We start from the raw sequence: 24,186 nt of genomic DNA on the forward strand, positions 1-24,186 counted from the left end.
TCCCCGCCAAACCCAGGCCTCAGGACTGCTCCAAAGCCCGCTCGATCGCCCGACGAGCCCGCCCCGCGGCCGCCCGGTCATGCTGCAGCTGCATAGCCGCGTTCAGCGCCAGCCCTGCCGCGATGATCTCGAACAACGCCTGCTCGACGTCGAATCCAGCAGGCAACTCCCCGTTCTCCACCGCCGCCGCCAAGTCGGCCCGCAGCTGCTCCCGCCAGCGCGACCACACCTCGGCTACTGCATCGCGGACCCGCCCGGGGCGGCCGTCGTACTCGGTGAGCGCCGCGGTCATCAGGCAGCCGCCGGGGAGCAGCGGCGTTTCCAGGTAGTCCACGGAGTTGGCGCACACCGCGCGCAGCCGCCGCAGTCCTGGCGGTTCGGGCAGCGCGGGCTCCACCACCCGGTGCCAGAAGTCCACGAATGCCTTGTCCAGCGTGGAGATCTGCAGCGTCTCTTTGGTGCCGAAGTGCTTGTGCACCCCGGACTTGCTCATCTCCAGCTCGTCGGCGAGCCGGCCGATCGTGATCCCGTCCAGCCCTTCCTCGGAGGCGATCTCGGCCGCGCGCTCGAGAATCCGACCCCTGGTGGCCTGCGCTTCGGCCGCTGAACGTCGCGGTGACATGCGCCAAGGATAGCGTACGGACGTTCACTATTGATTAGCGAACGTCCGTACGCTAAATTTCCGGTGACCACCGAGACCAAGGAGCATGAGATGCGGTTGCGACGACTGGGCTGGGCCGGGCTGGAGATCGAGGCGGGCGACGGGCGCCTGGTGATCGACTACGTCCGGGACCTGTCACCGCTGTTCACCGGATGGAAGTCCGGCGAAGGACTGGCGGCGCCGAGCGGGAAAGTCACTGCCGCGCTGGTCTCCCATCTGCACCGCGACCACACCGACGCCGCCGCACTCGCGGACGTGCTGGCACCCGCAGCGCCAGTGCTCCGACCAGCACCCGGCCACGGCGACGACGTGGACAACGTCACCACCCTGCCCGCCGAACACGAGCTGACCCTGCACCGATTAGCCGCCGAAGTCGTGGATCCCTGGTCCACTCGCGAGATCGGACCGTTCCGCGCCACCGCGGTCCCCGCCGTCGACGGACTGGGCGACCCGCAACTGAACTGGGTCGTCGAGGCCGACGGGCAGCGCGTTTTCCACGGCGGAGACACGATGTTCCACGGCTACTGGTGGCTCATCGCGCGCCGCTTCAGCCCCTTCGACGCGGCATTCCTCCCTGCCAACGGCGCAGTGGTCGACGCGCCGCACCTCCAGCCGCCGAGTCCGCTGCCCGCCGCGATGGACCCCAGGCAAGCCGCAGCGGCCGCGGAAATCCTCGACGCTCGGTACGCGGTCCCGATGCACTACGAGGCCGAGCAGCCGGACAAGATCGCGGGCTACGTCGAGGTTTCCGACCCGGAGGCCGAGTTCCGCCTGCATGCCGGACGGCGCTCACGGGTGCTGCCCGTCGGGGAATGGCTGGACCTGGCGGACACGGCCGGTCCATCGGGGACTTCTCCCGCGCAACCCATCTGACCGTCAAAATGCTGCGCCACTACCACCAGGCCGGGCTGCTCGAACCGGCCGACGTGGATCCGGACACCGGTTACCGGCGCTACACCGCCGACCAGTTGCCTGCCGCCCAGGTCATCCGCCGGTTCCGCGAACTGGGCATGCCGCTGGAGGAGATCCGCGCGGTGCTGGCCGCGCAACATCTGAACCACACTGGTCCCGCTGGCGGGATCTACGCCGACGAGACCCAGTGGCAAACGGAGGCCAGCCGGTCTTCCTTACCGGTCCCGGCGACGCGGCTCGCTGAAAGAGGCTGGCCACGCGGACTGCGAGCAGGCTACTATCCTTTCAGATGTTCATAACATCTGATTGTGGCATCGGACTCGAAGGGAGTCGGTCAGCGGTGCGCGTGCTCTTTGCCAGCCTCGCGTCGGTAGGTCACACCTACCCGCTCATCCCGCTCGCGGTCGCCGTCAAGGAGGCCGGGCACGAGGTGCATTTCGCAGCAGGTGAGAACGTCCACGCGTCCTTGCGCCGCAACGGGTTACGGCCTTTCCGGCCCGCGGATTCGTTCTACGAGATCTACGCCGAGGACCTCGAACCCGACCTGGCGCGGCTGCGGCCCGACCTCGTCGTCCACGAATGGGGGCAGCCGGGTCCGGCGATCGCGGCGCAACGGGCGGGGATTCCCGGTCTCTGGCACGGGTTCGGCCGCCTGTTTCCCGACGGGATCGGGCTGGAGCGGCCTGCTCTGGATCGGCGGCATCTCGACATTTGTCCGCCGTCCTTGCAGGACAAGGACTTTCTCGCGACCGCTGAGCGGATTGAGCTGCGGCCGGTTGCCTATTCCGAACCGCTGCCGGGGTGGCGCGTCGGGAGAACGTCTCGGCCGCTGGTCTATCTGACGCTCGGCACTGCATTCGGCACGGCGGAAGTGCTCACCACCGCTGTCCAGGGCTTGGCGACGCTCGGCATCGACGTGGTGGTCGCGGCGGGGAACGTCCAACTCGGGGCGATGCCGAAAGATGTCACGGTCCATCGTTGGGTGCCGCAGGCGGAGTTGTTGCCGCATGTCGACGCGGTCGTGCATCACGGCGGTAGCGGTACGACGCTCGGCGCGCTCGCGGTCGGGGTGCCGCAACTGGTTCTGCCGCAGGGAGCGGACCAGTTCGCTAATGCGGAGGCCCTCAGCGTTACGGGAGCTGCGTTGAGCATTCTGCCCGGAGAACTGAATGCGGACGGCGTTGCCGAGGGCGTACGGAAACTGCTGTCGCGGCGCAGCGGGCACCGGGACGCGGCGCGGGCGATCGCCGAGGAGATCGCGCGCATGCCGTCGCCAGGAGAGGTTGCCCGCGATCTGCCGCGGTGGGCGGAGGACAGGTAGCGGCCGCCCGCGCGGGTCGGCGGGCGGCCCCCAAAGGACTACCTGGCTTCCAGTTCCTCGTCCAGCAGTGCGAACAGCTCGTCCGCGCTGGCTCCTTCCACTTCCTCGTCCGGGATCAGCGACGCCAGCACTGCCTTCAACCTCGTCACGACTCCGGAGACCTCGTCCGGTTCCAGGGCTCGCACGACGTTTTCCAGCGCGTCCAACTGGATCTCGACTGCCGACGGAGCGCCGTCCGCGACGAGGTGTTCTCCCAGGACCTGCACGGACGGGTAGTCGAAGATCAGCGTCGCGGGCAGGCGCATGCCGGTGAGGACGTCCAGGCGGTTGCGCAGTTCGATCGCGGTCAGGGAATCGAAGCCCAGTTCGATGAAACCCTTTCGCGGGTCTACCGCGTCCCGTCGTTCGTGGCCCAGGACTACGGCGGCGGTGCCGCAGACCAGGTCGACGGCGGCCCGTACGCGTTCGGCACCGGACAGGCGCAGTACCTGGTTCCAGGAATCGTCGACGACCTCGACGCGGCGGCGGCCTCGGATCAGGCCGCGCAGCATCGCGGGGACGCTGTGGGCGTCGGCGCGGAGGCCGGACATGTCCAGCCGCACCGGTACCAGCGACGGCTGGCCGGCGGCGACTGTCGCGTCGAACAGTTCCAAGCCGTCGGCGAAGGACAGGCCGAAGACGCCGGACCTGGCCATGCGGATCAGGTCGGTGTCGGCCAGATCGTTGGACATGCCGCCTTCGGACCACAGGCCCCAGGCGAGCGACACGGCTGGCAAGCCTTGTGCCGCACGGTGGTGCGCGAGGGCGTCCAGGAAGACGTTCGCCGCGGAGTAGTTGGCTTGGCCTGCCGCGCCGAGGGTTCCGCCCGCCGAGGAGTACAGCACGAAGGCGGCCAGGTCCAGGGACGCGGTCAGTTCGTGCAGATGCCACGCGGCGTCGACCTTCGGGCGGAGTACGGCGTCCATCCGTTCCGGGGTCAGCGACAGCAGCACGCCGTCGTCGACGACACCGGCGGTGTGGATTACCGCGGTCAACGGGTGGTCGGACGGAACGTCGGCGATGAGGTCTGCGACGGCATCTCGGGAGGCCAGGTCACAGGCCACCAGCGAGACTGACGCGCCCAGTTCGGTCAGGGAGGCGACGAACTCGTCGGCTCCGGGAGCGGCGGGGCCGCGGCGGCTCGTGATGAGCAGGTTGCGGACGCCGTGTTCGGTGACCAGGTGCCGGGCGATCAGCTGGCCGAGCACGCCGGTGCCGCCGGTGACCAGGACGGTGCCGTCCGGGTCGAAGCTGACGGTGCCGGACGGGACGTACTTCGCCAGGCGGTGCACCAAAACCGCGCCGTCCCGGACTGCGACGCCAGGTTCGTCGGCGTACATCGCGCCGAGCACTGAGCCGATCGGGAGCGGGCCGTTGTCGAGGTCTACCACCATGAATCGGTCTGGGTACTCGAGTTGCGCGGTGCGAATCACGCCCCACAGCGCGGCGTGGGTGAGGTCGGGCGGGCCCTCGTCGGGACGAGTGGCGATCGCGCCGGAGGCGACGACGACCAGACGCGAAGCGGCCAGGACATCCTCGGCAACCCAGGATTGGGTTAGGGAAAGGAGGTTGTGGACGGCTGCGCGAGCGGCTTCCGGAGTTCCTGTCTCCGGGGCGGCGAAGGGCACGTAGACGACGTCCGGCACCAAGGCGCCGTTGTGGATAGCGCCCAGCAGTGCGTTGAGGTCCACATAGGACTCTCCGCCGAGGTTGAAGGGGTCGTTGCCCAGGATCGCGGTGGTGACTGCGGTGACGTCGTCGCCCTGCCACGGGATCCAGTCGACGCGGAACAGCGAATCGTCCACCGCCGAACGCTCGACCGAGGCGAACGCGTCGTCCGCGATGGGGCGCAGCGCCAGCGAGTCCACGCGCAGCACGGGTGCGCCGGACGCGTCCGTCGCGGTGAGCGAGACGGTGTTCTCGACGTCCGACGAGATCAGCACGCGCAGGGTCGCCGCGCCGCCGGCGTAGAGCGAGACGCCGGACCACGCGAACGGCAGGACCGGCTTGTCCTCGGTCGGCCCGGCGAGGCCGATCGTGTGCAGGGCCGCGTCCAGCAACGCCGGGTGCAGGCCGAACGCGCTGCCGTCGGCGTGCTCGGGCAGCGCGACCTCGACGGCCAGCACGTCGCCCGCCTGCCAGGCTCGACGCAGGCCCGCGAAAACCGGGCCGTAGTCGAAGCCTTGCGCGGCCAGCTCGTCGTACCGGGAGGTCACGTCGATCTCCGTGGCTCCGGCCGGCGGCCACGCCGCGGCGACCGCGGACGGCTCACTGGCTGGGGAGAGCCGGCCGCTGCCGTGCTGGACCCACTCGTCGGCGTCCTCGGCCTGGGAGAAGATCCCGAGCGCGCGGGTGCCGTCGTCTTCCTCGGTGCCGACGGTCACCTGCAGCCGCACCGCGCCCTGTTCGGGCAGGATCAGCGGGGCGGCCAGAGTGAGTTCGTCGACCCGGCCGCAGCCGACCTCGTCGCCCGCTCGCACGGCCAGCTCGACGAACGCCGTGCCGGGGAACAGCGCGTTGCCCTGGACGACGTGGTCAGCCAGCCATGGCTGCGCGGCCAGCGAGAGCAGTCCGGTGAGGACGACGCCGCCGGAGTCCGCAGTGCCGACCACCGCGCCGAGGAGCGGGTGCGCCGCTTCGCGCTGCCCGACCTCGGCCACGCCGCGAGCCCGCGCGCCGGTGGGGTTGTCCAGCCAGTAGCGCTTGCGCTGGAAGGCGTAGGTCGGGAGTTCGACCACGTGCGCGCCGGAGTAGAACGCGTCCCAGTCGACGGTCCCGCCGAGCGTGAACAGAGTCGCGACCGCAGCGGCGGCCGACTCCGCTTCGGCTCGGTCCTTGCGCAGGACGGGGACGAAGGTGGCGTTGGCGAGTGCCGGGCCGTTGGCGAGTGCGGTCGCGTTGGCGAGCGCCGTGCCGCTGGCGAGCGCCGTGCCGTTGGCGAGTGCGGTGGCGTTGGCGAGGCTGGCGGTGTCGGCGAGGCTCGTGGCGTCGGCGGAACCACCGGCGGGCCCGCCCTCCCCTCCCACCACAGCACCAGCGCCATCGACACAGCTCTGCCCCATCGCGGTCAGCACCGCGCTCGGGCCGACTTCGACGAAGGTGTTCGCTCCGGCCTCGGCCAGCGCCCGGACGCCGTCTGCGAAGCGCACTGCTGAACGGACCTGGCGCACCCAGTAGTCCGGCGTCGCCACATTCGCCGCAATGTCCACTGTGGACATAATTGGCACCGATGGCTCAGAGTACGTCAGCGTGCGCGCCACCGCGGCGAACTCGTCCAGCATCGGGTCCATGAGCGGCGAATGGAACGCGTGCGACACCCGCAACCGCGAAGTTCGATCAAATTTCCCAGCAACCGCAAGTACTTCTTCTTCTATCCCCGACACTACCACCGACCGAGGGCCGTTCACGGCGGCGATTCCTACACCGTCGGTTAGTAGCGGAAGCACCTCGTCCTCGGTAGCCTGCACCGCGACCATCGCCCCGCCGGTGGGCAGCGCTTGCATCAGCCGAGCGCGGGCGACTACCAGTTTTCCGGCGTCCGCAAGGGAAAGCACCCCGGCGACGTGAGCGGCGGCGATTTCTCCGACGGAATGTCCCAGCAGGTAAGCAGGCTGGATGCCCCACGACTCCAGGAGCCGGTACAGGGCGACTTCGACCGCGAACAGAGCGGGTTGCGTGTAGCCGGTCTGGTCGAGTCGGTCTGCGTCGGCTAGCAAGGTACGCAACGGAATATCTAGGTCCAGTGCGGCACCGACCTCGTCCAGGGCGGCGGCGAAGACCGGGTACGCGGCGGCGAGGTCTAGGCCCATGCCAGCCCGTTGCGCGCCTTGGCCAGTGAAGAGGAAGGCCACGCGAGGAGCAGAAGCCACGCCTTCGACCACCGAGGAAGGAGCGCGGCCTGCTGCATAATCTCCCAGAGCGCGCGCCGCAGCTTCCCGATCAGCGGCCACCACCCCGGCCCGGCGTTCGCTGAGGGTTCGCGTCGTGGCAAGGGAAAGTCCGACGTCCGCGGCGGAGCCCGAAGGAGCAGAACCAGCCAGCTGGGAAGCCTGCGCCCGCAAAGCTTCCGGGGAAGAAGCCGAGAGCAACCAGGTAACCGGCCCCGAAGAAGAGGAAGGCGCAGAAACCGGATCGCCTTCCTCAACGATCACGTGCGCGTTCGTTCCGCTGATGCCGAACGACGACACCGCGGCCCGCCGGGGGCGGTCGGTCGACGGCCAAGGTGTCGATTCGTTCAGCAGCGCGACGGTGCCATCCGCCCAGTCAACGTGCGGCGAGGGCTCATCCGCGTGCAGCGTCGGCGGAAGGACGCCCCGCCGGAGGGCCTCGACCATCTTGATGACCCCGCCGACCCCGGCGGCAGCCTGGGTATGTCCGACGTTCGACTTGAAAGAACCGACATACAAGGGGCGTGAAGGGGTGGCGACCTTGCCGTAGGTGGAGATCAGGGCCTGAGCCTCGATCGGGTCGCCCAGCTTGGTGCCGGTGCCGTGCGCTTCCACGGCGTCCACATCGGACAGTTCCAGTGCGGCATCGGCCAGAGCGGCACGGATTACCCGCTGCTGAGCTGGACCGTTGGGCACAGTGATCCCGCTCGAAGCACCGTCCGAGTTCACCGCGCTGCCGCGCAGCACCGCGAGCACGTGGTGGCCGTTGCGTCGAGCGTCCGAAAGCCGTTCCAGCAGAAGCATTCCGGCACCTTCAGAACACCCGACGCCGTCCGCGCCGCTGCCGAAGGCCTTGCACCGGCCGTCCGAGGACAGGCCGTGTTGTTCGCTGAAGTACACGAACATGTCCGGCGTGACCATCACCGTCACGCCGCCCGCCAAGGCCAGCGAGCATTCCCCGCGCCGAAGTGCTTGTGCGGCAAGATGCATCGCGACCAGCGAGGACGAGCAGGCGGTATCAACCGACACGGACGGGCCTTCGAGGCCGAGCGTGTACGAGACGCGCCCGGAGATCAGGCTGCCGTCGCTGCTGCCCGCGCCGTAGTCGTGGTACATGACGCCGGTGAACACCCCGGTCGCGCTGCCCTTCAGCGTGGACGGCACGATCCCGGCGCGTTCGACGGCTTCCCACGCGGTCTCGAGCAGCAACCGCTGCTGCGGGTCCAGCGTGACCGCCTCGCGCGGGCTGATGCCGAAGAACTCCGGCTCGAAATCGGCGGCGTCGTAAAGGAAACCGCCTTCGTTCGAGTAGGTCGTGCCGGGCCGGGCGCCGGTCGGGTCGTGCAGGGCGGCGGTGTCCCAGCCGCGGTCGGCCGGGAACTCGCCGATCGCGTCGACGCCGCCGGCCACCAGGTCCCACAGCTGCGCGGGCGTGGTCACCCCGCCGGGGTACCGGCAGCCCATGCCGATGATCGCGATCGGCTCGGACTGCCGCGCGGCCAGCCGCTGGTTGTCCGCACGGAGCCGTTCGTTGTCCGTCATGGACTGCCGCAGCGCGGCGACGATCTGCTCGGTCGAAGGAGCGGACTTGTCGGTCACTGGGATTCACCCCGTTCGTCGGTGCCGCCCATCGCGGAGCGGACCAGGTCGGCCAGGTCCATCGAGGCGACTGCCGCCGCCGCGTCGTCGGTGCCGTTCAGTTCTTCCGCGGAAACCTCAGGCTCGGCAGGTGCCAGTTCCGCCAGCAGGTGCCGGGCCAAGGGCAGCGGGCTCGGGTAGTCGAAGATCAGCGTCGCGGGCAGCCGCAGCCCGGTCGCGGCGCCGAGCCGGTTGCGCAGTTCCAGCGCGGCGAGCGAATCGATGCCCAGGTCGGTGAAGCCCTTTTCGACCCCGACCGCCGACGCCTCGTCATAGCCGAGAACTGCCGCCGTGTGCTCGCACACCAGGTTCAGCGCCGCCGAGTCCCGCTCGTCCGCCGGGAGCGTGGCGAGCTTGTCGGCGAACCCGGCCTCCGGTGCTGCGGCCGACGACGAGGCAACAGCGGCCCGTCGCGGTCCGGCAGTGACGAGACCCTTCAGCAGCGCCGACGCGCGGTCGGCGTCCTTGAGGTCGAGCTTCACCGGCACCAACGCCGCCGCCGAAGCAGCCAGCGCCGCATCGAACAGCTCCAACCCCTCAGCCGCAGTCAATTCCGCGACGCCGGACCGAGCGATGTGCGCCAGGTCCACCTCGCCGTCGGTGCCTTCCCACGGACCCCACGCGAGCGAGGTCGCCGGGAGGCCAAGCGAAGAGCGGTGCTCGGCCAGCGCGTCCAGGAACACGTTCCCGGCCGCGTAGTTCGCCTGCCCCGCCGCGAGCAGCAGGCCGCCCGCCGAGGAGTAGAGGACGAACGCCTTCAGGTCCCGAGCAGCCGTCAGCTCGTGCAGGTTCCAGGCCGCGTCCACCTTGGGCCGCAACACATTCTCGACCTGCTCCGGCGTCAGAGCACTCAGCACCGCACTGTCCATCTGCCCGGCCGCGTGCACCACGGCGGTCAGCCGCGGCAGCGTGTCGAGCAGCTTCGCCAGCGCGTCCCGGTCGGTGACGTCGCACGCGGCGACAGTCACCTTCGCGCCCTCGCCGGCCAGTTCGTCGACCAGTTCCCGCGCTCCCGCCGCGTCGAGACCGCGACGGCTGGTCAGGACCAGGTCACGGGCACCGCGAGCGACCAGGTGCCGCGCCAGCAGCCCGCCGAGCAGACCCGCGCCGCCGGTGATCAGCACCGTGCCGTCCGGATCCCACTCGACCGTCTCGCCGACCTCGGTGACCCGGGTCAGCCGCGGCACGCGCACCTCGCCGTTCCGCACCCGGGCCTCCGGTTCGCCGGAAGCGACGACCGCGGGCAGCGCCCGGGCCGACTCGGCCGAAGCGTCGAGGTCCACGACCTGGATCCGGCCGGGATTCTCCGCCTGCGCGGCCCGCACCAGACCCCAGACCGGAGCCTGCGCCAGCTCGTCGCGAGTGACCACGATCAGCTTGCCGTCCCCAGTGGACAGCCAGTTCTGCAAGTGCCGCAACGTTTCCTGGACAACCTCGTGCACCCGAGAAGGCACCGAGCCAGCACCCGAACCGACCGGCAGCACCAGCACATCCGCATCGACCGGCTCAGCCTTCAACGGCACCCCGAGACCGAGGTCGTCGGTGCCGAGCACGGCCCAACCGTCCAGCGAAGGCACCAGCCGCACGCCCGAAGCGGGCTGCCATTCGATCCGGTACAGCGAGTCCGGCACCTTCGCGCCGAGCTGGCCTTCCGACACTGGCCGCGTGACCAGCGAAGCGATCTGTGCCACTGGAGCACCAGCGGCGTCCGCCAGGTCGAGCGACGAGCCGCTGTCGGTCTTCCGGACCCGGACCCGCAGCGCGGTCGCACCGCTGGCCTGCAGCGACACCGAGTTCCACGCGAACGGGATGGTCGTCTCGGTCAACGCCTTCGGACCGCCCGGGATCAGGAAGTCCGTCGCGCCGAGCGCCGAGTCGAGCAGGCCCGGGTGCAGGCCGAACTCGTTCGCCGCAGTGCCTTCCGGCAGTGCGACCTCGGCGTACACCTCGCCTTCGCACAGCCAGATCGCCCGCAGGTTGCGGAACGTCGGGCCGTAGCCGAAGCCGAGCCCGGCCAGGTCGTCGTACAACCCGGTCAGATCAACCTGTTCCGCACCGGCTGGCGGCCACTCGCTCAGCGAGAAGTCCGCGGCCGCACCGTTGGCCAGCGTGCCCGCGGCGTGCTGGACCCAGCCGGACTCGGTCCGCGAGTGCACCGACAGCTCCCGGCGACCGCTGCCGTCCGGCGCGCTGATGACCACGCGCAGGTCGACCCCGTCGTCGGTCAGCAGCAGCGGCGCTTGCTGCGTCAACTCCTCCAGGAGGTTGCACCCGACCTGGTCGCCGGCGTGAATCGCCAGCTCGACGTACGCGGTGCCGGGCAGCATCGTCCGCCCCATCACCACGTGGTCGGCCAGCCACGGCTGCGTCGCGACCGACAGCCGTCCGGTCAGTACCGCGCCGCCGTCGGGCAGTTCCACCAGCGCACCCAGCAGCGGGTGTCCGGCGGACTGTGCGCCCAAAGTGCTGACGTCGCCAGTCGGCTTCGTCGCATCAAGCCAGTACGACTTGTTCTGGAACGCGTAGGTCGGCAGGTCCACAGTGGACGCACCCTGGCCGGCGAACAGCGCCTTCCAGTCGATCTTCGCGCCCCGGGAGAACAGCGTCGCCAGCGCGGTGAACACGGTCGGCACCTCGGCCCGGCCGCGCCGCATCGCGGGCACCTGGACGACCCGGTCCGGCCGGTCGGCCACCGCGGTGTCGCATTCGCGCGCCATCCCGGTGAGCACCGCGTCCGGCCCGAGCTCCACGAAGCGCGTCACGCCCGCGGCGAGCAAAGTGCTGACTCCGTCGGCGAACCGGACGGCCTCCCGCACGTGGCCCACCCAGTACTGCTGCGAGCACAGTTCGGCGGCGGTCGCGATCTTGCCGGTCACGTTCGACACCACCGGGATCGACGGCGCGGAGTAGGTCAGTTTCTCCGCCACCACCGCGAACTCGGCCAGCATCGGCTCCATCAGCGACGAGTGGAACGCGTGCGACACGACCAGCTGCTTCGTCCGGCGACCGGCTTCCTTGAAGGCCGCCATCGCCGCCTGCACCGCCTCTTCCGGACCCGAGATGACCACCGACCGCGGCCCGTTCACCGCCGCGACGTCCACCCCGTCCGGAAGCGAGGCTCGCACCTCGTCCTCGGTGGCCGCGATCGCCGCCATCGTGCCGCCGGTCGGCAGCGCCTGCATCAACCGCCCGCGAGCGGCGACCAACGAGCAGGCGTCAGCCAGCGAGAACACTCCGGAGACGTGCGCCGCGGCGAGTTCGCCGATGGAGTGCCCGGCGACGTAATCCGGCGTGACGCCCCAGGATTCGACCAGCCGATACAGCGCGACCTCGATCGCGAACAGCGCGCATTGCGTGTACGCGGTCTGGTTGAGCAGCGGCGAGTCTTCCCAGATGACCTGCTTGAGCGTGGTTTCCAGCTCGGTGTCGAAGAGTCCGCAAATCTCGTCGAACGCTCCGGCGAAGGCCGGGAACGCCTCGTACAGTCCGCGTCCCATGCCCGGCTGCTGCGCGCCCTGTCCGGTGAACAGGAACGCCGTCAGGTCGGCCGCGCTGACCGTGCCCGCCACAGTGCCCGCCGGGGTCCGGCCTTCGGCCAGTCCGTCGAGCGCCTTCAGCGCTGCTTCACGGTCAGCCGCCAGGACCACCGCGCGGTGGTCAAGCGCGGCGCGACCGGTGGCCAGCGAGTAGCCGATGTCGGTCAGGCTGACGTCCGGGTTGGCCCGCAGGTGCGCGGCCAGCCGGGCGGCCTGGTCGGCGAGCGCCGACGCGACCGAACCGGCCAGCGGCAACGGGATTGCCGGGAGTTCCGGTGCGGTGCGCCGGGTTTCGGTGGCCGGAGCGGGCGGTGCCTCCTCGATGATGATGTGTGCGTTGGTGCCGCTGATGCCGAACGACGAGACACCAGCGCGACGCGGGTGCCCGTTCGGCAGCCACGGCCGCGGCTCGGTGAGCAGCTCGATGTTGCCCGTGGTCCAGTCGACGACCGGCGACGGCGCGTCGACGTGCATCGTCTTCGGCAACATGTTGTGCCGCAACGCTTGCACGACCTTCATCACGCCAGCCGCACCACCGGACGCCTGCGCGTGCCCGATGTTCGACTTCACCGAACCCAAGTACAGGGGCCGCTCGCGGTCCTGGCCGTAGGTGGCCAGCAGTGCCTGCGCCTCGATCGGGTCTCCGAGCTTCGTGCCCGAACCGTGCGCCTCGACAGCGTCCACATCGGACGGTTGCAGCCCTCCAGCCGCGAGGGCCGCGTGGATCACGCGTTCCTGCGACGGGCCGTTCGGGGCGGTCAGGCCGTTGGACGCACCGTCCTGGTTGACCGCGCTCGACCGGACCACCGCGAGCACCTCGTGGCCGTTGCGCTGCGCGTCGGACAGCCGCTCCAACAGGAGCAGACCCGCGCCCTCGGCCCAGCCGACGCCGTCCGAAGCCGCGGAGAACGACTTCGACCGGCCGTTGGGCGAAAGCACGCCCTGGCGGCTGGAGTCGACGAACAGATCCGACTGCGACAGCACTGTGACACCGCCGGCCAGCGCCAGCCCGCACTCCCCCGCCCGCAGCGCCTGCACCGCGAGGTGCAGCGTGACCAGCGAGGACGAGCACGCGGTGTCCACCGTCATGCTCGGGCCCTCGAGGCCGAGCAGGTAGGAGATGCGGCCGGAGACGACCGCGCCGGAGCTCCCGTTCGGGATGTAGGCGGCGACGTCGGCCGGGGCGCCGGGAGCGCGGCTGCCGTAGTCGTCGTACATCGCGCCGGTGAAGACGCCGGTCAGGCTGCCGCGCAGCACGGTCGGGTCGATCCCGGCGCGCTCGATGGCCTCCCACGCGGTCTCCAGCAGGAGCCGCTGCTGCGGGTCCATCGCCATCGCCTCGCGCGGGCCGATGCCGAAGAACGCCGGGTCGAACTCCGCCGCGTCGTGCAGGAAGCCGCCCTGGTTGGCGTAGGTCTTGCCGCGTTTGCCACGTTCCGGGTCGTAGATGCCTTCGGTGTCCCAGCCGCGGTTGGTCGGGAAGCCGGACACCGCGTCGACCTCGTCGACCAGCAGCCGCCACAGGTCCTCCGGCGACCGGACGCCGCCCGGGTAGCGGCAGGCCATGCCGACGATCGCGATCGGTTCCTGCATCGACGCGTTCGTCCGGGCCGCCGTCGCCGGGGTCTTCGCGACCGCGCCGAGCAGCTTGCCCTTCACGAAGTCCGCGACGGCCTTGGCGGTCGGGTGGTCGAAGATCAGCGTCGCGGGCAGCGTCAGGCCGGTCGCGGTGCCGAGGAGGTTGCGGAGTTCGACCGCGGCCAGCGAGTCGAAGCCCAGCTCCTTGAACGCCCGCGTTCCGTCCACTTCGGACTTGTCCGCGTAGCCGAGCACGGTGGCCACCTGCGTGCGGACGAGGTCGAGCAGCACCCGGTCCCGTTCGCTTTCGACCAATGCGGCCAGTTCGTCGGCGAGCGCGTTGTCCGCCGCCTTGGCCGCCTTCGCCACGCGACGCGCCTTCGGCGGCACGAAACCACGCAGCAGTGCGGGCAGTTCGTCGGTGCGTGCCCGCAGGGCCGGGACGTCCACGCGAAGTGGCGCGATGACCGCGTCTTCCGTGGCGACGGCGGCGTCGAACAGGGCCAGGCCCTGCTCGGCGGTCACCGCGGGCAGGCCCAGGCGGGCCATCCGGGCGAGGTCGGCTTCGGCGAGGTCGCCGCCGAGTCCGGTGTTCTCCGCCCACAGACCCCAGGCCAGCGCGGTTGCCGGAAGCCCGGCCGCGCGCCGGTGTTCGGCGAGTCCGTCGAGGAAGGCGTTGGCCGCCGCGTAGTTCGCCTGTCCGGCGGGCAGCACCTGGCCGCCAGCCGAGGAGAACATGACGAACGCGGACAGCTGCCGGTCGGCGGTCAGTTCGTGCAGGTGCCAGGCTGCGTCAACCTTCGGCCGCAGGACCTTGTCAAGCTGTTCTGCGGTGAGGGAATCGAAGACGCCGCTGTCGGCGGTACCGGCGGCATGCACCACCGCGCCGAGGTCCGGCAGACCGTTGACCAGCTGCTCGACCGCCTCGCGGTCCGAGACGTCGCAAGCCGCCACCTGGACCGTCGCGCCCAGGTCAGTCAGCTCTTCGACCAACTGCGCGGCGCCCGGTGCGTCGAGGCCGCGGCGGCTGGTGAGCACCAGGCTCTGCACGCCGTGCTCGGCCACCAGGTAACGCGCCAGCAGGCTGCCGAGACCGCCGGTGCCGCCGGTGATCAGGACGGTGCCGTCCCACGAGGTCGTGCCGGTCGATTCGGTGCGGGTGTAGCGCGGGGCGAGCACCGAACCGGCGCGGATCGCCGCTTCCGGCTCACCCGAGGCGACCACCGCGGCGATCGTCTCGACCTTGGTATCCGTGTCGGCGTCGATCAGGAACACGCGGCCGGGGTGCTCGGCTTGCGCCGCCCGGGCGAGGCCCCACAGCAGACCCTGCGTGACGTCCACAGTGGACTCGCCAGCCGGGACCGCCGACTGCGTGACGATGGCGAGTTTCGTCTCGGTCAGCCGCGATTCGGCCAGCCACGCCTGGATCTCGGCAAGCAGCCAGGTCACGTTGGCCCGCGCCGCTTCTGGCACCGTGCCATCCGCGGCAGGCACCGAGAGCGTCACGAGACCGGGCACCGGCTCGCCGCGGTCCACCGCACCGAGCAGGTCCGCGAACCCGCTGTAGGTGGCGGCCACGCCGACTCGGCCACGGCCGATCGCGACGACATCGCCCGGCTCCGCGGCCGGGACCGGCACGGACTGCCAGCCGATCTTGAGCAGCGAACCGTCCGTGGTTTCCGCCTGCGCGGCCAACTCAGTCCGCACCGGCCGCGAGACCAGTGACTCGACCGAAGCGACCGGATTGCCCTCACCGTCCGCGACCTCGATGGAGGACAGCTCGTCGCCGTCGATCCGCACGATCCGCACTCGCAGCACGGAAGCGCCGACCGCGTGCAGCGTGACGCCGTTCCACACGAACGGAAGCAGCGTCGAACCGCTCGGGTCTCCGAGAAGGTCGGCGTGCATCGCAGTGTCGAGAAGCGCCGGGTGCAGGCCGTAGGAACCCGCCGTGGACGCGGCCGGCTCCGGCAGCGCGACCTCGGCGAACACCTCGTTGCCTCGCCGCCACGCGGCCTGGAGGCCTTGGAACGCCGGGCCGTAGCCGTAGCCACGTTCGTTGAGCAGTTCGTACGCGCCCTCGACCGGGATCGGGGTCGCGCCCGCCGGCGGCCATTCGGTGAGACCAGCCGGTTCCGGCCGCGCGGCGGCGGACAGGGTGCCCAGCGCGTGCTGGGTCCAGTCGCCGTCCGATTCGACCGGGCGGGAGAACACGGTGACCGGGCGGCGGTCGCCGTTCGCGGGGCCGACCACGACCTGGAGCGCGACCGCGCCGTCCGGCGGCAGGATGAGCGGCGCTTGCAGCGTCAACTCCTCGACCACCGGGTGGCCGACTTGGTCACCAGCCGCGACGGCCAGCTCGACGAACCCGGTGCCGGGCACCAGGATCGCGCCCTTCACCACGTGGTCGGCCACCCACGGCACCGACGAGGCGGACAACCGTCCAGTGAGGACAGTGGTGTCCGAACCGGACAGTGCCACGACCGCGCCCAGCATCGGGTGTGCCAGCGGCTGCTGGCCGACCGAAGCGACATCGCTGGACGGGGTCGCGTCGAGCCAGTAACGCTTGTGCTGGAAGGCATACGTCGGCAGGTCAAGCCGGACCGGACCGTCGCCGAGCAGCGGGCCGAGCTTCGCCGCGCCGCGGATGTGCAGACGACCGGCCGCGGTGAGCGCGGTGCGCACCTCGTCCTGGTCGCGCCGTCCGAACGGGACGAACTCCGCTTCGACGCTCTGCGGGCCGAGCGCGGACAGCACGCTGTCCGGGCCGATCTCCAGGAACGTCTGGACGCCGCTCTCCGCCAGGGTCGTAACCGCAGCGCCGAACCGGACCGTCTCGCGGACATGGGTGACCCAGTACTCCGGCGAACGCAGCTCGTCGTCGGTGGCGAGTTTCCCAGTGACCGTCGAGACGATCGGGATCTTCGGTGCGTCGTACTTCAAACCAGCGGCGATCTCGCGGAACTCGTCGAGCATCGGCGTCATCAGCGGCGAGTGGAACGCGTGGCTCACGCGCAACCGTCGCGTTTGGACATCGCCAGCCGACCGCTCGATCTCGGCGACCACGTCCGCGCCACCCGAGACGACCACGGCGGCCGGGCCGTTCACCGCTGCGATGCTGACCGCGTCCTCGTGGCCCTGCAGCAGTTCTCGAACCGTCTCTTCGGTCGCGGCGAACGAAACCATCGCGCCGCGACGATCGTTCAGCGCACCCATCAACCGGCCGCGCGCGGCGACCAGCTTTGCCGCGTCCTCCAGGGAAAGCACGCCCGCGACGTGAGCCGCGGCGAGCTCGCCGATCGAGTGCCCGGCGAGCGCGTCGGGCCGGAAGCCCCACGACTCGGCGAGCCGGAACAGCGCGACCTCGACCGCGAACAGCCCGGTCTGGGTGTACTGCGTCTGGTCCAGCAGGCCGCGGTCGGCGAGTTCGGTGGTGCCGAACACGACGTCCCGCAGCGGCACGTCGACCAGCGGGTCGATCGCCGCGCACACCGCGTCGAACGCCGTCGCGAAGGCCGGGTACGCGTCGTACAGCTCGCGTCCCATGCCAACCCGCTGCGCGCCCTGGCCCGAGAACAGGAACGCGAGCTTCCCGTCCACGACCTGGCCCGTCGGCGCATCGCCGCTCGCCAGCGCGTCGAGTCCGTCGGCAAGTTCGGCCGCGGTCTCGGCGACAACCACCGCGCGATGTTCGAGAGAGGCCCGCGTCGCAGCCAGCGAACGCGCGATCTCCGCGACGGAAACGCCCTCAGCCAGCCAAGAACGCAGCCGCGCCGCCTGTCCGCGCACCGCGGCGGCGGACCGGCCGGACAGTGCGACCGGAACGATCGTCTGGGTCTCGGAAGGCCGCTCGACCGGGATCGCCGGAGCCTGTTCCAGGATGACGTGCGCGTTCGTGCCGCTGATGCCGAACGACGACACCGCGGCGCGGCGCGGCCGGTCCGGCGACCAGTCCCGTGCTTCGGTCAGCAGCCGGACCGCTCCGGTCTCCCAATCGACCACAGTGGACGGACGATCGACGTGCAGCGTCTGCGGCAACTGGCCGTGCCGCATCGCCATGACCATCTTGATGATGCCCGCGACACCCGCCGCGGCCTGGGTGTGGCCGATGTTCGACTTGATCGACCCGAGCCACAACGGCTGGTCCTCGGAACGGTCCTGGCCGTAGGTGGCCAGCAACGCCTGCGCCTCGATCGGGTCGCCCAGCGTGGTGCCGGTGCCGTGCCCCTCGACAGCGTCCACTTCGGACGGCTGCAGACCAGCGTCGGCCAGCGCCTTGGCGATCACCCGCTGCTGCGAAGGACCGTTCGGCGCGGTAAGGCCGTTCGACGCGCCGTCGTGGTTCACCGCCGAGCCGCGGAGGACCGCGAGCACCGGGTGCCCGTTGCGGCGAGCGTCGGACAGCCGCTCGACGAGCAGCATGCCCGCGCCCTCGCCCCAGCCGGTGCCGTCCGCCGCTTCGGCGAAGGCCTTGCACCGGCCGTCGGCGGAAAGCCCGCGCTGCCGGCTGAAGTCGATAAAAGTGTCCGGAGTGGACATGACGGTGACACCGCCGGCCAGCGCCAGCGTGCACTCGCCGCGACGCAGCGCCTGCACCGCCCAGTGCAGCGCGACCAGCGACGATGAGCACGCAGTGTCCACAGTGACCGTCGGGCCTTCGAGACCCAGCGCGTACGACACACGGCCGGACACGACGCTGGCGAGGCTGCCGTTGCCGAGATAGCCCGCGATGTCGTCGGAGACCGTGCCGAGGCGGGTGCCCCAGTCGTGGTACATCACACCGGCGAACACCCCGGTCGCGCTGCCGCGCAAAGCAACCGGGTCAATTCCGGCGCGCTCGAACGCTTCCCAGGACACCTCCAGCAACAGCCGCTGCTGCGGGTCCATCGCCGCCGCCTCGCGCGGGCTGATCTCGAAGAAGTCCGCGTCGAACTCGGCCGCGTCGTGCAGGAAGGCGCCGTGCTTGACGTAGGAGTGGCCGGGCTTGCCGGGCTCCGGGTCATACAGCGAGTCGACGTTCCAGCCGCGGTCGACCGGGAAGCCGGACAGCGCTTCCTCGCCCTCGGACACCAGTCGCCACAGGTCTTCCGGCGTCGCGACGCCACCCGGGTACCGGCAAGCGATGCCGACGATGGCGATCGGCTCCTCCGGGTCCACAGTGGTCACCGGGGCAACGAGACGCGCAGGAGCCAGCCCGGCCAGCCGCGACGCCAGGTACTCGGCGAGCGCGCGCGGCGTCGGGTAGTCGAACACCAGCGTGGCGGGCAGCCGCATGCCGGTGACCGAGTCGAGGATGTTGCGCAGTTCCACCGCGGCCAGCGAGTCGAATCCGATCTCGCCGAACGGGCGGGCCGGGCTGATCGCGTCCGCGCTGTCGTGGCCGAGAACAGCCGCGACGTGCGTGCGCACCAGGTCGAGCAGCGCGCGGTCTCGGTCGGCCTCGGCGAGGTGCGCGAACCGCTCGGCGAACTGCTGCTCGGGCGTTACTTCCCCGCTGGCGACGGCGATCCGGCGACGACCGGCGGGAACGAGCCCACGCAGCACGGCCGGAACGTCCTCGCCGCGCGACCGCAGTGCCGCTCGGTCGACGCGGGTCGGGACGACCGTCGGGACGCCGGTACCGAGCGCAGCGTCAAGAGCGGCAAGGCTTTCCGACACGGTCAGCGGAGCCAGACCCAGCCGCGCGATGCGGTTTCGGTCCACTTCGGACAGTGTCGCGCCCATGCCGATCGCCTGCCCGGCGTCCGGGGCCCAGAGACCCCAGGCCAGCGACGTCGCGGGCAGGCCAGCGGCGTGCCGGTGCTCGGCGAGTGCGTCGAGGAAGGTGTTGCCCGCGGCATAGTTCGCTTGTCCGGCACCGTCGGCGAGGCCCGCAGAGGAGGAGAACAGGACGAACGCCGACAGGTCGATCTCCGCAGTCAGCTCATGCAGCGCCCACGCCGCGTCGAGCTTCGGAGCCAGGACTGCGTCGAGTTGCTCGGCGGTCAGCGAGCCGATCATCGCGTTGTCCAGCACGCCAGCGGTGTGCACGACGGCGGACAGTGGGTGCTCGGCCTTCTTGATGGCCGCCGACAGCGAACGCTTCTTGCTGACGTCCGAGGCGACCACCTTCGCGGTCGCTCCCAGCTCTGCCAGCTCGTCGACCAGTTCGGCCGCACCCGGTGCGTTGAGACCGCGACGGCTCAGCAGCAGCAGGCTACGAACGCCGTGCTTCGTGACCAGGTGCTTCGCGACCTGGGCACCGAGACCGCCGGTGCCGCCGGTGATCAGCACAGTGCCGTCGGCGCGCCAGGTCGGCTCCCCGCTTTCGGCCGCCAACCGGACCATCCGACCGGCGGAGACCGTGTCACCGTCGATGCGCAGCTCCGGCTCGCCCGAGCCCAGCGCGGTGGCCAGGGTCGCCGTGGTGGCAGCGCCCTCGACCAGGACCACGCGACCCGGGTGCTCGGCCTGGGCCGAACGCACGAGACCGCGGACGGCGGAGTCGGCCAGCGAGCCGCGCGTCAGCACGACCAGCCGCGACGAGGCGTAGCGGTCGCCTTCAAGCCACTGCTGCAGCACCGTCCGCACGCGGTGCGCGGTCTGCTTGGCAGCGGCGGCGATGTTCTTGCCCGGCACGGAAACCGGCAGCAGCACGACCTCGGGCACGTCGACCAGCGACACGAGCGAGTCGACCACTGGAACGTCGAAGCCGCTGACCGAGCCCAGCGAAGCCAGCGTCGGCAGCGCGGATTCGCTGGTGACCGGCGTCCATTCGACGGTGTACAGCAGATCGCGCGCCTGCGTGCCAAGGTCGGCCTCGCGGACCGGCCGCGAGCGGAACGACTCGACGGACAGCACCGGCGTACCAGCCACGTCCGTCACGTCGATCGAGACGCCACCGGTGGCCGGGGACGTGATCCGCACCCGGACCTCGGTCGCGCCGGAAGCGTGCAGTCGCACGCCAGTCCACGCGAACGGCAGCCGGATCTCGTCCGGCTCCCGTGCCTCGCCAGGGGCGAAGTCGGTGGCGTGCAGGACCGCGTCGAGCAGCGCCGGGTGGACGCCGAACGCCGCGTCGCGACCGGTCGCAGGCAGCGCGACCTCGGCGAACACGACGTCATCGCGCTTCCACGCGGTGCGCAGGCCCTGGAACAGCGGGCCGTAGCCGTAACCCTGCGCGGCCAGTTCGGTGTACAGCTCGCTCGTCGCGACCACTTCGGCACCGGCGGGCGGCCATTCGCCGCGCGGGGCGGGCTCGACGACCGGGCCAGCGGCGAGGACACCGATGGCGTGCCGGGTCCAGGCCGCGTCGGCGTCGTTGTCGGGACGGGAGTGGAACTCGATGGTGCGGCGGCCGTCGACGTCCGGGCCGACCAGCGTCTGCAGCGCGACGCCACCGGTCTCCGGCAGCGCGAGCGGGGCCTGCAGCGTCAGCTCGTCGACCACGCCGTAGCCGACCTGGGCGGCGGCGTGCAAAGCCATCTCGACGAACGCGGTACCCGGCAGCACCGGGGTGCCCGCGATCGCGTGGTCGGCCAGCCATGGGTGCGTCCGCAGCGCGACGCGGCCGGTGAGGACCAGGCCGTCGTCGCCGGCCAGGCCGATCTCGGCGGCGAGCAGCGGGTGCCCGGAAGCCAGCTGGCCGAAGTCCGCCGCGTCGCCGTGTCCGGTCGGCGCGGTGAGCCAGTAGTGCTTGTGCTGGAAGGCATACGTCGGCAAGTCGACAACCTGTGCCGGACCGAAGAAGGCCGTCCAGTCGATCGCCACGCCACGGGTGTGCAGGCGGCCGAGCGCGGCGGCGAGGGTGGTGACCTCGGGCCGGTCGCGACGCTGTGCGGGGGTGAACGCGATGGCGTCGCTCGTGCCGGCGGCCATCGCCGACAGCACGGCGTCCGGGCCGACCTCGATCGCCGTGGTCACACCGGCGTCGACCAGCGCCTGGACGCCGTCGGCGAACCGCACCGCGCGGCGGACGTGCCACAGCCAGTACCCGGGCGAGCAGAGTTCTTCGGCGGTCGCGATCCGGCCGGTCACGTTCGAGACGACCGGGATCGCCGGGGCCGCGTAGTCGACCACCTCGAGGATCTCGCGGAACTCGGCCAGCATCGGCTCCATCAGCGGCGAGTGGAACGCGTGCGAGACGCGCAGCTCGCTGATCTTGCGGCCCTGCATGCGGAACACCGACACGACGGCTTCCACCGCTTCGCGCTCGCCGGAAACGACGACCGACGTCGGACCGTTCACCGCGGCCAGGCTGACCTGGTCGTCCAGCAGCGCCTGGACCTCGTCCTCGGTCGCCGCGATGGCGACCATCGCGCCTCCTTCCGGAAGCGCCTGCATGAGCCGTCCGCGAGCGGCGACGACCAGGCACGCGTCGGCGAGCGACCACACGCCCGCGATGTGCGCGGCGGCGAGCTCGCCGATCGAGTGGCCGAGCAGGATGTCCGGCCGCACGCCCCACGATTCGAGCAGCCGTGCCAGCGCGACCTCGACCGCGAACAGGGCGCACTGGGTGTACTGCGTCTCGTTCAGCTCCGCGGCGTCGTCGCCGAAGAGGACGTCGCGCAGCGGGGTCTCCATCTGCACGTCGAGGTGGTCGAGGGCCTCGTCGAAGACCTCGGCGAACTTCGGGTACGCCAGATACAGCTCACGCCCCATCGCGAGGCGCTGCGAACCCTGGCCGGTGAACAACATCGCGAGCTTGCCCGGCGTGCGCTCGCCGAGCACGACGTTCGGGTCCTGCTCCCCCGCTGCCAGCGCCTGCAGCCCGCGCACCGCGTCGGCAACGTTCTCCGCGACAACCACGGCGCGCTGGTCGTGCGCGGCGCGTGTGGTGGCGAGGGAGAAACCGAGGTCAGTCAGCGGCTGGGATTCCACAGTGGACGCCAGCGCGGCGGCCTGTGCCTTCAGCGCTTCCTCGCTGCGCGCCGAGACAACGAGCGGAACGACCGGCAGCTCGTCACTCGTGGTTTCCGTGGTTTCGACGGCCGGAGCCTGCTCGATGATGACGTGCGCGTTGGTGCCGCTCACGCCGAACGACGAAATACCAGCGCGGCGCGGACGTTCGCCCTCCGGCCATTCCCGCTGCTCGGTCAGCAGCTCGACGGTGCCCGTCGTCCAGTCGACGTGCGGCGTCGGCTCGTCCACGTGCAGCGTCTTCGGGAGCACGCCGTGCCGGATCGCCTCGACCATCTTGATGATGCCCGCGACACCCGCCGCAGCCTGCGTGTGACCGATGTTCGACTTGATCGACCCGAGGAGCAGCGGCGTCTCGCGGTCCTGCCCGTAGGTGGACAGCAGCGCCTGCGCCTCGATTGGGTCACCGAGCCGAGTACCGGTGCCGTGCGCCTCAACAGCGTCCACATCGGACGCTTCCAGCCCAGCGTCCGCCAGCGCGCGCTTGATCACGCGCTGCTGCGACGGACCGTTCGGCGCGGTAAGGCCGTTCGACGCACCGTCGGAGTTGATCGCCGAGCCGCGGACCACGGCGAGTACCGTGTGTCCATTCGCGACTGCGTCGGAAAGCCGCTCCAGCACCAGGACACCGACACCCTCGGCGAACCCAGTGCCGTCCGCAGCCGCCGCGAACGCCTTGCAGCGACCGTCTTCCGCGAGACCACGCTGACGGCTGAAGGCAGTGAACGTGCCCGGCGCACCCATCACCGCGACGCCACCAGCGAGCGCGAGCTGGGTTTCCCCACGCCGCAACGCCTGCACCGCCAAGTGCAGCGCGACCAGCGAGCCGGAGCAAGCGGTGTCAACGGTCAGCGTCGGTCCTTCGAGACCGAGCGCGTAAGCGACCCGACCGGAGACGACGCTGGGCGCGTTGCCGGTGAGAAGGTAGCCGTCGAGACCGTCGGGAGCTTCGTGCAGCCGCGGGCCGTACTCCTGCGCCTCAGCGCCGATGAACACGCCGCCCGGAGTGCCGCGCAGCGTGGACGGGTCGATCTTGGCCCGCTCCAACGCTTCCCACGCGGTCTCGAGAACGAGCCGCTGCTGCGGGTCCATCGCGGACGCTTCGCGCGGCGCGATGCCGAAGAACCCGGCGTCGAATTCCCCGGCGCCGGGCAGGAATCCGCCCGAGGTGACGTAGCTGCTGCCCGGCTTGTCGGGGTCCGGGTCATAGAGGCTGTCGAGGTCCCAGCCGCGGTCCTCCGGGAAGCCGGAGATGGTGTGCACCTCGTCGGCGACCAGCTGCCACAACGCTTCCGGCGACACCGCGCCGCCCGGGTAGCGGCAGCCGATGCCGACGATCGCGACCGGCTCGTCGTTCGCTCCGCCGGCGGCCAGCGCCGCGACAGTTTCCTCCGCGCCGAACACCTCGGCGTGCAGGAAACGCGCGACCGCGGCCGGGGTCGGATAGTCGAAGGCCAGCGTCACCGGCAGTTCCAGCCCGGTCGCGTCGGTGAGCCGCGCGTGCAGCTCCACCGCCGCGAGCGAGTCGAAACCGTGGTCGGAGAACGCTTTCTCCGGGTCGAGGACGGCCGGAACCTCGGGCAGCGCGGCCTGCAGCGCCGCCCGCGTCGCGTCGTGGACCACGCCGGCGAGGAACCCCGCGCGGTCCGCCGGCGGCAGAAGCGTCAGCCGCTCCGCGAAGCCGGATTCCCGATTCTTCTCACTCTCACGCATTGC

General features: G+C 70.8%; 6 protein-coding genes. 3 read left to right on the top strand and 3 right to left on the bottom strand.

Annotated features, from left to right (window positions below):
* Nucleotides 1-19 precede the first annotated feature (19 nt).
* Nucleotides 20-622, bottom strand: a complete 603-nt coding sequence (locus tag ABZX37_RS02215; protein WP_354735148.1) for a TetR/AcrR family transcriptional regulator — start codon at nt 620-622, stop codon at nt 20-22.
* 90 nt (nt 623-712) lie between these two features.
* Here ABZX37_RS02215 and ABZX37_RS02220 point away from each other — a divergent pair, with 90 nt between their 5' ends.
* The 3 genes from ABZX37_RS02220 to ABZX37_RS02230 are packed head-to-tail and all read left to right on the top strand — an operon-like array spanning nt 713 to nt 2,894.
* Entirely contained in the window at nt 713-1,534 is an 822-nt protein-coding gene (locus ABZX37_RS02220; protein ID WP_354735149.1) for an MBL fold metallo-hydrolase, read from the top strand.
* An 8-nt stretch (nt 1,535-1,542) separates the two neighbouring features.
* Complete coding sequence (locus ABZX37_RS02225) at nt 1,543-1,872, top strand: MerR family transcriptional regulator (protein WP_354735150.1); 330 nt, start codon at nt 1,543-1,545, stop codon at nt 1,870-1,872.
* A 41-nt stretch (nt 1,873-1,913) separates the two neighbouring features.
* Nucleotides 1,914-2,894, top strand: a complete 981-nt coding sequence (locus tag ABZX37_RS02230) for a glycosyltransferase (RefSeq protein WP_354735151.1) — start codon at nt 1,914-1,916, stop codon at nt 2,892-2,894.
* 38 nt (nt 2,895-2,932) lie between these two features.
* Here the strand turns inward: ABZX37_RS02230 and ABZX37_RS02235 are convergent, their stop codons facing one another.
* Together ABZX37_RS02235 and ABZX37_RS02240 are read right to left on the bottom strand one after the other, a co-directional pair.
* Nucleotides 2,933-8,419: a type I polyketide synthase gene (locus tag ABZX37_RS02235; protein WP_354735152.1), complete on the bottom strand. Its 5,487-nt coding sequence runs from the start codon at nt 8,417-8,419 to the stop codon at nt 2,933-2,935.
* Nucleotides 8,416-24,183 carry a type I polyketide synthase gene (locus tag ABZX37_RS02240; RefSeq protein ID WP_354735153.1) on the bottom strand — a complete coding sequence of 5,256 codons (15,768 nt, stop codon included), beginning with the start codon at nt 24,181-24,183 and terminating at the stop codon, nt 8,416-8,418. Before ABZX37_RS02240 ends, ABZX37_RS02235 begins: the two co-directional genes overlap by 4 nt.
* Between the last annotated feature and the right edge of the window lie 3 nt (nt 24,184-24,186).

The sequence above is a fragment of the Amycolatopsis sp. NPDC004079 genome (genome assembly GCF_040610415.1).
Lineage (GTDB): Bacteria > Actinomycetota > Actinomycetes > Mycobacteriales > Pseudonocardiaceae > Amycolatopsis > Amycolatopsis halotolerans.

What these genes read in the sequence shown, in the direction of transcription:
- ABZX37_RS02215 (WP_354735148.1), bottom strand. Translation starts at nt 622, where the DNA reads ATGTCACCGCGACGTTCAGCGGCCGAAGCGCAGGCCACCAGGGGTCGG.
- ABZX37_RS02220 (WP_354735149.1), top strand. Translation starts at nt 713, where the DNA reads ATGCGGTTGCGACGACTGGGCTGGGCCGGGCTGGAGATCGAGGCGGGC.
- ABZX37_RS02225 (WP_354735150.1), top strand. Translation starts at nt 1,543, where the DNA reads ATGCTGCGCCACTACCACCAGGCCGGGCTGCTCGAACCGGCCGACGTG.
- ABZX37_RS02240 (WP_354735153.1), bottom strand. Translation starts at nt 24,183, where the DNA reads ATGCGTGAGAGTGAGAAGAATCGGGAATCCGGCTTCGCGGAGCGGCTG.